14 protein-coding genes, 3 tRNA genes and 1 rRNA gene are annotated in these 9951 nt (G+C 41.0%); 11 read left to right on the forward strand and 7 right to left on the reverse strand.

Annotation, left to right across the window (positions count from 1 at the left end):
• The first annotated feature begins 4 nt into the window (after window positions 1-4).
• Together HNP82_RS06240 and HNP82_RS06245 are read left to right on the forward strand one after the other, a co-directional pair.
• Window positions 5-226 carry a helix-turn-helix domain-containing protein gene (locus HNP82_RS06240; protein ID WP_330599464.1) on the forward strand — a complete coding sequence of 74 codons (222 nt, stop codon included), beginning with the start codon at window positions 5-7 and terminating at the stop codon, window positions 224-226.
• Window positions 227-643: 417 nt separating this feature from the next.
• Window positions 644-811: a toxin-antitoxin system protein gene (locus tag HNP82_RS06245; protein WP_183772583.1), complete on the forward strand. Its 168-nt coding sequence runs from the start codon at window positions 644-646 to the stop codon at window positions 809-811.
• Window positions 812-1133: 322 nt separating this feature from the next.
• Here the strand turns inward: HNP82_RS06245 and HNP82_RS06250 are convergent, their stop codons facing one another.
• Window positions 1134-1382 carry a helix-turn-helix domain-containing protein gene (locus HNP82_RS06250; protein ID WP_183772585.1) on the reverse strand — a complete coding sequence of 83 codons (249 nt, stop codon included), beginning with the start codon at window positions 1380-1382 and terminating at the stop codon, window positions 1134-1136.
• An 86-nt stretch (window positions 1383-1468) separates the two neighbouring features.
• Window positions 1469-1705 carry a helix-turn-helix transcriptional regulator gene (locus HNP82_RS06255; protein ID WP_183772587.1) on the reverse strand — a complete coding sequence of 79 codons (237 nt, stop codon included), beginning with the start codon at window positions 1703-1705 and terminating at the stop codon, window positions 1469-1471.
• A 123-nt stretch (window positions 1706-1828) separates the two neighbouring features.
• On the opposite strand from HNP82_RS06255, the gene HNP82_RS06260 reads away from it, so the two are divergent.
• Window positions 1829-2152 carry a helix-turn-helix domain-containing protein gene (locus tag HNP82_RS06260; RefSeq protein WP_183772589.1) on the forward strand — a complete coding sequence of 108 codons (324 nt, stop codon included), beginning with the start codon at window positions 1829-1831 and terminating at the stop codon, window positions 2150-2152.
• A 126-nt stretch (window positions 2153-2278) separates the two neighbouring features.
• On the opposite strand, the gene HNP82_RS06265 is transcribed toward HNP82_RS06260, so the two are convergent.
• Entirely contained in the window at window positions 2279-2629 is a 351-nt protein-coding gene (locus HNP82_RS06265) for a helix-turn-helix domain-containing protein (protein WP_183772591.1), read from the reverse strand.
• 465 nt (window positions 2630-3094) lie between these two features.
• Between HNP82_RS06265 and HNP82_RS06270 the strand changes: the two genes are divergently transcribed.
• From HNP82_RS06270 to HNP82_RS06305, 8 genes are all read left to right on the forward strand, one after another.
• Window positions 3095-3493, forward strand: a complete 399-nt coding sequence (locus HNP82_RS06270; protein WP_183772593.1) for a hypothetical protein — start codon at window positions 3095-3097, stop codon at window positions 3491-3493.
• A 166-nt stretch (window positions 3494-3659) separates the two neighbouring features.
• Window positions 3660-4031 (forward strand): hypothetical protein, encoded by a 372-nt coding sequence (locus HNP82_RS06275; RefSeq protein ID WP_183772595.1) that lies wholly within the window; start codon window positions 3660-3662, stop codon window positions 4029-4031.
• 171 nt (window positions 4032-4202) lie between these two features.
• Window positions 4203-4766, forward strand: a complete 564-nt coding sequence (locus tag HNP82_RS06280) for a hypothetical protein (RefSeq protein ID WP_207720569.1) — start codon at window positions 4203-4205, stop codon at window positions 4764-4766.
• Window positions 4750-5544, forward strand: coding sequence for a hypothetical protein (locus tag HNP82_RS06285; RefSeq protein ID WP_183772599.1), 795 nt, complete (start codon window positions 4750-4752; stop codon window positions 5542-5544). The genes HNP82_RS06280 and HNP82_RS06285 overlap by 17 nt, the downstream gene beginning before the upstream one ends.
• A gap of 435 nt (window positions 5545-5979) precedes the next feature.
• Window positions 5980-6666 carry a hypothetical protein gene (locus HNP82_RS06290; protein ID WP_183772601.1) on the forward strand — a complete coding sequence of 229 codons (687 nt, stop codon included), beginning with the start codon at window positions 5980-5982 and terminating at the stop codon, window positions 6664-6666.
• A complete protein-coding gene (locus HNP82_RS06295) occupies window positions 6653-7747 on the forward strand; it encodes a hypothetical protein (RefSeq protein ID WP_183772603.1) in 1095 nt (364 codons plus the stop codon). The genes HNP82_RS06290 and HNP82_RS06295 overlap by 14 nt, the downstream gene beginning before the upstream one ends.
• Window positions 7744-8163 carry a hypothetical protein gene (locus tag HNP82_RS06300; RefSeq protein WP_183772605.1) on the forward strand — a complete coding sequence of 140 codons (420 nt, stop codon included), beginning with the start codon at window positions 7744-7746 and terminating at the stop codon, window positions 8161-8163. Before HNP82_RS06295 ends, HNP82_RS06300 begins: the two co-directional genes overlap by 4 nt.
• A gap of 41 nt (window positions 8164-8204) precedes the next feature.
• The gene (locus HNP82_RS06305; protein WP_183772607.1) at window positions 8205-9392 is read left to right on the forward strand and encodes a site-specific integrase; all 1188 of its coding nucleotides are present in this window, start codon (window positions 8205-8207) and stop codon (window positions 9390-9392) included.
• Between the two features lie 89 nt (window positions 9393-9481).
• On the opposite strand, the gene HNP82_RS06310 is transcribed toward HNP82_RS06305, so the two are convergent.
• The 4 genes from HNP82_RS06310 to HNP82_RS06325 all read right to left on the reverse strand — a co-directional run.
• Window positions 9482-9553, reverse strand: a tRNA-Cys gene (locus HNP82_RS06310).
• Window positions 9554-9567: 14 nt separating this feature from the next.
• A tRNA-Glu gene (locus tag HNP82_RS06315) sits at window positions 9568-9639 on the reverse strand.
• 40 nt (window positions 9640-9679) lie between these two features.
• Window positions 9680-9752: transfer RNA gene (locus HNP82_RS06320), tRNA-Asn, on the reverse strand.
• 105 nt (window positions 9753-9857) lie between these two features.
• Window positions 9858-9951 (reverse strand): 23S ribosomal RNA (locus HNP82_RS06325); the annotation flags it as partial.

The following is a 9951-nucleotide window of genomic DNA, read 5'->3' on the forward strand; positions in this document are numbered from 1 at the left end:
GTGGATGATATTGAAATTGCAGCGGATACAAAATTTACGTCTTGACCATGACCTTACCATAAAGGCAATGTCTGAAATATTAGGACTTCATCGGGATGTTTATTCCCGATATGAAAAAGGGCTTCGGGATTTTCCCCTGGATATCCTAATTAAAGTTGCAGATTATTTTAACTGTTCTGTGGATTATCTTTTGGAACGTACAAATAAGATGGCAATGAATAAATAGCCGGATCTGTTTATTTGCAGATTGTCATCCTAAACGGCCAACTGTGCCATATTATCCGGCCAGTGTGAGTCATATTATCCGGCCGGCCATTAACCATTATTCCACGGTACTCTTGACATGAGCCTCCATCACACATGATATTCTGGCAAAGCCGGCAAACCAGCACCACAGGCGGATTTGCCAAGGCAGAGAGCCTATCATGTGCTACTCATGTAAAGAGCCTTTCGCGGCATAACGGTTAATGGCCGGAGATGGCCCGGTCTGGCCGGATAATATGGCCCTGATGGCCGCCAAAGGTGGCTGTCTGCATTTATTCAATACATGACTATTCTATTAGTCTCCTTATATCCTACTTTATCTTATTATTCAATGTTATATCTCCCTGAATGATATTGTGGGATAAAAAAGGATAATCTTATGAATCCCAAACCATTAAAAGTTAAGGTGAGCATTACTCTCGATTCCAACCTTGTGGAAAAGATTATAGAAATGGCCAATGAAGATGACCGGAATTTTAGCCAATACATTAATTATGTATTAAAAGACTGGATTAAGCGGGAAACGGATACGGATGTTAAAGGTTGATAAGCTAAAAGATTTTGTTTGCAAAATGTTCAAACGTATGAACATTTATTAATCAAAGTACAGGAGGCATCAGCGATAACAGATTATATTCCATAATACGCATCGGCGTATAATCCGGAAGAAAGCCGGGTGACGCTAAACAACAAATAAAATATTAGCAGTTCAATATTTTAATTAATGCCGGGAAGAATATGCATGACATTATAGCTGAAATGGGAATTAGTTTGGTAACATAGAAACGAGTGTCAAAAAATAGTGATTGATATACAATATAGTTAATTTAAAAATCTTTAGAAATATTCTATTTTTTATATATTCATTTTTATTGTATATCTGGTCGAATATTTTGAAACAATTCATCATAGGAACATTGAAAAACATAACGCAATGCAACAATGGTTTCGACAGGAATATTTAATTCCCCTGTTTCATAGCGTGAATAATATGATCTGGTTATTTCAATATTTAATAAATTTAAACGGGCTACAACTTGCTCTTGAGTAAGTCGGCATTTCTTTCTGATTGTTCGTAAATTATTCCCTAATGTAGTCGTATTTCTTAGTTTTTGCATAAATATCTATCCCTATCGTTTTATCATAGGTTTAGTGTAAAGTACTTTTTAAAACGAATGGCTCATTATAATGAGCAATCAAACAGTTATTTTTCATCGTCAAAAAAATCTTCGTACGGGCATTGATATATTTTCTGTAAAGTCCTTATTGTATCTATCGGTACATTTAACTCACCGGTTTCATAACGTGAATATTTACTTCTTGATATATCAATCCCTTGCAAATTTAAACGCGCAACAAGCTGATCTTGGGTAAGTTCATATCTTCTTCTTAATCGTCGTAAATTTGCCCCAAAATCGAACGTATTTATCAATTTCTGCATAGAATCACCTTTATGCTCAATATAAGTTGCAATTATATATAATGTATGTTAAAATCTTCAACAAAAGGCTCAGTATATTGAGCAAATAGTACTTATTTATTTTGTGTTATTAGGTGATCTATAATGAATGTTGTTGAGTGTATTGAAATGCTCCGAAACGAAAAAAATATGAGTTGGTACAAATTAGCACAGAAATCCGGCATAAGCCAGTCAACACTTTCAAATTTAATAAATAGAGGAAATTCCCCTTCCATAGATACATTGGGGAAAATATGTAATGGTTTAGGAATTAGTTTATCAGAGTTCTTCGCTATTATGGAAGGATTATCCATTTCTAGGCTTGATGAATGTAACGATTTGATACGGATGTATATGCTTTTAGGCATAAAAGAAAAAGAATATTTACATCAGACTATACGGCTTTTGATTATTCATAGTCAATCGTAAATATCCGTTTTGATTTTGACTTTTTTATAAATCGATGAAATGGCCTCGCTGTTAAAACAGCAAGGCCATTTGAGGCTAACAGAATTTACATTTTAAAGAACAATGCTTATAATGTTTACTTGTTTGTTAATCTTTCAATTGTCTGATTTCTTTCTTTAACGCTTCGTTCTCACATTTTAATCTTTCATTTTCCTTGGACAATTTAATATTATTCTCGCACTTCTGGCAACAATCCTGGGGAATACCTAAAATTTCACAAAGGGGTGCATCTAACAGTTTTGTAAGTTTTTCGGCAACGCTCGGAGCTATTCCGGATGTACCCTGCTTCCAACGTCTTACAGTGTCACGGGAAACACCGAATCGTTCCTCCAAAATTTTAGATTTAATTTTTTTCTCGCTACAACGTTTCTTAAAAAATTTTCCAGAATTTACAATCCTTAAATGTTCTTCGTCGTATTTATTCTCTTTATACGCCATAATGATACCTCCTATTTCCTGCTAGCCAATAGCTATAGAAGGTTTTTAGACTTTCTTAGTAGGTTTTTAAAATGAGGGTGTGGTTTTTGAATAAAGTTTGGCCTACCTTGGCGCAAAGTGCAGATGTAGCCTCTAAAGATGGGGGAACACGGTGTTTTTTGAGTAAACACAACGTTAATAGAAGGGATATAGATGATGCGAAATTACAGATATAGATTAAAAATATAGAAAAAGAACAAGTTATTGAAAATAAAACCATAAAATTTTAAAATGTGGCAGCATCTGCAACATTTTTTTTGATATAAAGATATTACAGCAAGCGCTTGTGTAAATTTTTTAAGGAGGTAAAAGTGAAAATAGTAAATTAAGTCCAAATTGACAATAAGACATACGAAAAAGGCTCAAGATCAAAACCATTCTCATGACGTTTTGTGCCTGAGCGAAGCGAAAGGAAAGGATATAAATATGAATACGCAATTTATTGCTCAATGTTTCAAGGCTGCTTCTGATTCTATCATAAATTTCATTATCGATTTTCAGGGAGGTATTGGTGATGAGGAAGATTTTGACGAATTGATGCGAAATGTGAACTGTAATAAAATCTATCTTCCTGTCAGCATTCAAGATATTGTAGATGGCTTCATAAAAAAATATCTGGAACCGATGGTCTTTGAACCGGAGACGGTTTTTGTTAAGAAACAGACCCTGGGATATGTTGATGAAGATGGCTGCCATCACATTGACGATGAGCGGGAAGTCGTAACTTTACTAGTTGAATTTATGCAAGTAAAAATGGAAACACAGGATGCATGGATGTCCACTGTGACCCATAGAATCCTGCCATTATTATTCGAGGAAAGGTGATACTTTATGCTGAGGATACGCTCCCCCACATGATACATATAGATACAGCCGCCGGGCTGTTGGCCCAGCCCGGCGGCATCCCCAAAATACCCGATAATTATGCGGATACCCTGATGAACAAGGTTATTATATCGCATACTCCGCAACATGAAAAGAGGTGATTGCTATGCCGCGTATTAACAGTATACTCATCCGTAAATATTTCGATCTGAATAAGATCCTTAATGACCCGGCGATGATCTTACAGAAAATTTCCGAAAAAAAGGAATATAAAGACGGAAAATACACGGACAAAGTCGTGGGTTACAAGTATGACTGTGTGGAAACGATGAACTTCGATCATTTATCCGTTTACGTAGAGGGGGATATTCCACTGATGACGAACGAACGCCTCCAAGAACTGCGTTTGAGAGGGGAAAAAGTCTGGGTAGAGTTTGAACAGCCCCTCATTATGGCATACTACAATGGCCAGACGGATTCCATCGTTGATACGATCAAAGCCAAAGGTATCCATCTTGTCGAAACTGATGACGTATAAAAACGGGAAGGCCCAGAGCCTTCCCAAACCTTTATAGGAGTTGATTGTATGATGAGATATCAATACTTTTTTATGGGAATCTTATTTAGTTTATGTATTGCTGTTTTAGGGGTATACCTATACTTTTTTGTTACCCATGCAGAATTGCGAAAAAACACAAAGGATCTGATAATGGATTTCGGCAAAGTTTTCGGTAAGGCCCTCCGGCTTCTGGGTAAAGGTCTGGCGGTACTTGCCAAGTGGGTTTATGAGGAGGCTACCGGGAATGACTGGCCCGGCACGGAAGCCAACGGGGAAATTATCCTGACGATAGAAGAAGTCCACCGACTCATTGAACTCTTTGGGAAATATCTGTATGTACTTCCTGTATTGGTGAAGTATGAACCCAATGCCAAAGGAGCTTTGTGGATAAAATTGAAAGCCATTGGCTACCTGGAACATTTAAAGGATCTCCCGGTAGAACAGTTAAAAGCCATAGCTATACATATCGTCCAGAGTTTTTATCTGGAAGTCCGGGGGTTTACGCCGCCGGTGTATATCCTGTCCATATCCCCACAAGGTCTTACTTTTGCCATCCCCTTATCTGAGGAAGGAAGAAAATATCTGGAAAAGGTGACCCAGATGATCCGGGAACAGGAAAAAATACAGGAAGCTGCGGAACCCGAAGCCTTATCCGAGGAAATCCCGCCATTGGAAGAAGATCCAACAGAGGACAAAGATGATCCTCGGGTATAAAAGAGAAGCTTACAGTGGCCTGGGCATTAAAATCCCTGCCCGGGCTACCCTTCCAAAGAAACACACGCACATCCTGCTTGCCGGGAAAAGCGGTTCAGGCAAAAGTCTGACAGGGTTATGGTATATCTGGCAGATCTTGCGTAAACATGAAGGGCTTTTATGGATCGCTGATTTCAAAGGCGGGGAAGAATATGAAGCGCTTGAGGGAAGCCGTAATTATGCATCCGGGCAGGACGCCGTGGATATGATCCACCGGTATTATGAGTTTTTCTGCGCTGTGCGCCAGAACCGGATCAGGCTTCCACAATACCATGCCTTGTTTATTGAGGAATGGATGGGGCTGCTGACCTGGATGGAAGTGAAAGAGCCAAAAGAGAAAAAGCGGCTCATGGCAGAAACCGGTGAGATTTTAGCTTTGGGCCGTGGCCTGAACTGCGGATTGATCTTAACTATACAGAGGGCTGACGCCGCTATGTTTTCCAACGGCAGCCGGGAGCAATTCCAATGTATCATCAATCTGGGCCGTTGCACCAGCGAAGCCTTTAAGATGCTTGGGTTTGCAGCCGCAGCAGCATTAGAGGAAAACCCTACAGCTGCCTATAAGCCCGGCGAAGGTTTAGCCCTGATTGACGGGCAGGGGGATGTGGAGGAGATTATTGTCCCAAAGATCAATAACAGCGGTGAAATGCTGAGGCAGATCCGTTACTATCTGGACAGGGAGCCGGATCTGGATTCGCTGGCCCGGGAAGCTGCCATAGGCAGCGGCCCGGGGCTGTGAGGCCAGTATCCGGGGTGCCTCGACAGGTGAGTATTACCTGTCGAGGCACAATCAAGGAAGCAAGATTAAAAAAACCCAGGAAAATCAAGGCTTTAAGGCAAAGAAAAGACTGTTCGCCTTATCTGCACAAAGCGAACAGAGGGTTATTGATCCAAAAGATTTTGTTAAGTAAAAAGCTAAAAATGTTAACCCATTGGCAATGGAAGCTCTGAAACAAGTTTCCTATAATTAGTAGCAAGAACAGGGAACACAAAGTTCCCAGGGAAAGGAGGACATCCCAATAAGGATACGGTCACCGACAAAATAGTAAAGGCAGCCGCCGGGCTGTTGCAGCAGCCCGGCAGCATCCAGAGTTACCCGACAACCTTGCGGATACATCCCCGAACAGGAAAAGTATACCGCATCTTCGATGATTTTGAAAGGAGTAAAAATTCCATGGAGGAAAAAACACCGAAGATAAAAAAAATAGAAAAGCAGCTCCCTTCCTTAATGAGCGCTCCTGTAGAAGCAGGTATAGAACAGTTTGAAATGATCTGTAAAGGCATTGACTATGCCTGGAAGCAGTCAGAACAATACCGGCTATCCATCGCAAAAGCCCTGAGTTACATCCAGAACCATAAGCTGTACCGGTACGCAGGCTATAAATCTTTTTCAGCCTTTGTAAAAGAGCGGTTCCATTATGGACGGACAACCTTTTTCAATTATGTGAAGGTCTGTCGGATGTTTGGCATTTGCGACCCGCAGACCAACGATTGTATGGATATTCAGCCGGAATATCAGAAGTACAGCATTTCCCAACTCATTGCCCTGAGTAATCTTCCGAAGGAGGTTTGGGGGAAAGCCCGGCCTGAAATGTCTGTAAGAGAGATCCAGAAGCTCCATCGGCAACCCAAGCCCCGGACAGCGGGAAAAAAAGCGGAAAAGGAAACTTCCCGCCGGACAAGGATAAAGAAACTGAAAGGGGTGGAGATTTCTCTGGAAGATCTCCCAGAAGAACTTTGGACATCGGTAACACAGGCGATCCGGCAGATCAATGAGAAATATCCAAACGCATCAATCAAAAGGATCACGGCATCGGTTCAATATGAATTAAAGGAGGACGATACTCATGAAGAAATCTGATACTACTAATACAACAAACAAGAAAAAAGATATACAGGCGCTGAATGGTCAACGCCACTCTTATCAAATCACCATTAACCACCCCAAGGAAAAGGGATGGGATCACCACCGGATCAAGGAAGTGCTTGTTACAGGCTTTAGCACAGTGCGCTACTTCTGCATGGCTGATGAAATCGGTGGAGAAACAGGGACTTACCATACCCACATTTATGTATGTTTTACATCCCGTGTCCGTTTCAGCACCGTTAAGAAGCATTTCCCGGAAGCCCATATTGAAGCTGCCCATGGAAGTGTCCAGTCCAACATAGATTATATTAGGAAAGCGGGGAAATGGGAGGATACCGAAAAAGCGGAGACTTCTGTAGAGGCCTCCTTTGAAGAATGGGGAACCATTCCTATTCAGAAGGGAAAAAGACAAGACATGGAGGAACTTTATGAACTGGTCAAAGCCGGATATAGCAATGCGGAGATTATTGCTATAAACAACGACTATATATTAAACATCGACAAAATAGATAAAGTTCGCACCACGCTCCTGGTAGAAAAGTACAAAAACACCCGCCGCCTGAACCTGAAAGTAACTTATATCAGCGGAGCTACAGGAATGGGAAAAACAAGAAGTGTCCTGGACATTTTTGGGGACTCAAATGTCTATCGGGTTACTGAATACAAAAATCCATTCGATCAATATGAGTGCCAATTTGTGATGGTCTTTGAGGAGTTTCGGAGCAGTCTAAAAATATCGGATATGCTTAATTATTGTGATATATATCCTGTGACACTTGGGGCAAGGTATTCAAACCGTATAGGGTGTTATGAGTATGTTTACATAACATCAAATATAAGCTTGGAAGAACAATACCCGGAAGTCCAGCAGGACAGCCCGGAAACATGGAAAGCGTTCCTGCGGCGGATCCATGAAGTGCAGATCTACCAGGAGGATGGCAGAATCCGGGTCTATGACAGCGTAGAAAAATATTTGCGCCGTGACGAAGATTTTCGGGTTATCCAACCGGGAGAAATGAACCCATTTTTACAGGAAAAAGAAAATCCAGAGAGCGACATGGAGGTAGAAGAATGAATACGAAAGATGGATGGAAGCCAGAAAATAGCGGTGATCAGGATGAGATCCGCCTGGAAGGTGTCATCGGGCTTCACAGATGCTATGACTGGAAGCCTTATAGTTATCATCGCCTTATGCGGATCCTTGCAGAGAATGGTTTAAAGGCAGAAAATCTCTGGCAGGGATATAAGGCCAATAGAAACCCCGGTTATCGTGAGCTGTACCGGATCGTCCGGGTTTCTGATGGGGAAGTCATAAAAGATGTGATCGATCTGAACGGGATGCGGAGAGCTTTTGCGGCTCTGGATATTCCTTTAGAGGATGAAAAGACCCTGGCCGGGAAAACGGTTTCACGTTCCGGGAGAAACCGGCAGACAGAGGCATTTTTACAGTTTATTCGTAATATATCCTCTGACTCAGGGGGAGAAAAATAGTTAAAAAAATAATTCTGACCAAGGAGCAGAAAAAAACTTATTTGGCTATTGAGGGATTGCAAAAAATACTTTCTGATGATACACTGGATTCATCAGAGATGGCGCATTACATAGATATGACTAAAAAAATGAAAGAAAAACTTGTATGCGACATATATTTTAAAGAAAAAAAAAGAAAAGATTTTTATACTTGCAAAGATGGACGAGTAAAGTCTTACAATCCCCAATTTATTGCCCCTGACCGTGATACTTTAATTGACCGGCTTTACTGCTACTATTTTGGTCAGACATTAGAAAATGTGTTCAAGCAATGGGTATTAAGACGACAGGAAATTAAAAAGGTAACAAACAAAACGCTGGAAGAAGATGTAGGCATATGGCGCAGATTCTACGCCAATACTCCATTAGCTTCCATGCCAGTTCATCAGATTGACAGCAAAGTCTTAATGCACTTGTTTGAAGATTGGACAGGGGATGGTAAAATTACTTACAAGGATTTCTCAGGTAGAAAGGGTATCCTGAATGGGGTTTTTAAATACTGTATTTTGGAAGGTTTTCTTTCTAAAAATCCATTACAGGATTTACCTTACAGGGATTTAAAATTTAAGCCCCCACGTTCAGGGAATAAAACCTATTCTCTGCAAGAACGCCAGGCACTCCTTAGCTACCTGCGTTCCCTGCCGCAAGATGCCTATACGCTTGCCATACAGCTTGCTTTTTACAGTATTCTGCGTATCGGTGAAATTAAAGCCTTATGTTGGGATAATGATGATCTTAACCGGATCTACATTGACAGACAGCTTGTAGAAGAACGGACAATGAATAGTGACCTTACATTTAACGCATCACATCCCGTTGAAAGAACGCCCAAGGGCAATCCGTATTTTAGTATTCGCTCTGAAACCATCAATGAGGAAGGGGTAAAGGTTTTACAGCAAATGAAATGCCTGAATCCCCATGGTAAATATTTATTCATGTATGAAGGACGAACACTCATTACAGAAACATTTAACCGGCGTTTAAAAAAATACTGTAAAGCCATTGGAATTGAATATCGTTCAAGTCATAAAATCCGTTTTACATCTGCATCCATGTGCCATCAAAGTGGCATGGAGGATACCCATATACAGGTACTCCTGGGACATTCAACGTTGCGAATGACACAGCATTACTTACGTCCGGTAACTCATATGGATGATGGTGTAAAGATGCAGGATATTCTACATTAAGTCTGCTGTACAACTTTGTACAAGTTTTCCCAAATGCAAAAAGTGCTTCAAACCCACATAAACACTGAGTTTGAAGCACTTCATAAGAAAGGCGCAGACCGGATTTGAACCGGTGAATCAAGGTGTTGCAGACCTTTGCCTTACCACTTGGCTACTACGCCATATTCACTTTAAATGACTCCAAGGGGATTTGAACCCCTGTTACCGCCGTGAAAGGGCGGTGTCTTAACCGCTTGACCATGGAGCCAGTGTTTTAAGGCCGGATTCTTCCTTCCTTGTACAAAAAACTCCCCCTGCCGGGCTCGAACCAGCGACACTTCGGTTAACAGCCGAATGCTCTACCGACTGAGCTAAGGAGGAATAAAGGTGTTGTACCTTCAAAACTGCACATTCAGATACTTTCCATCAATCCCACAAACTTTTGAAATTACCTCAGCAGAAGTTCTTCTCCCTTCGCTAAGATCTCAGGTCAAGCCCTCGACCGATTAGTAACAGTCAGCTCCACATATTACTATGCTTCCACCTCTGCCCTATCTACCTCGTCGTCTTCAAGGGGTCT

The sequence above is a fragment of the Catenibacillus scindens genome, assembly GCF_014202115.1.
In the GTDB taxonomy this organism is placed as follows: Bacteria; Bacillota; Clostridia; order Lachnospirales; family Lachnospiraceae; genus Catenibacillus; species Catenibacillus scindens.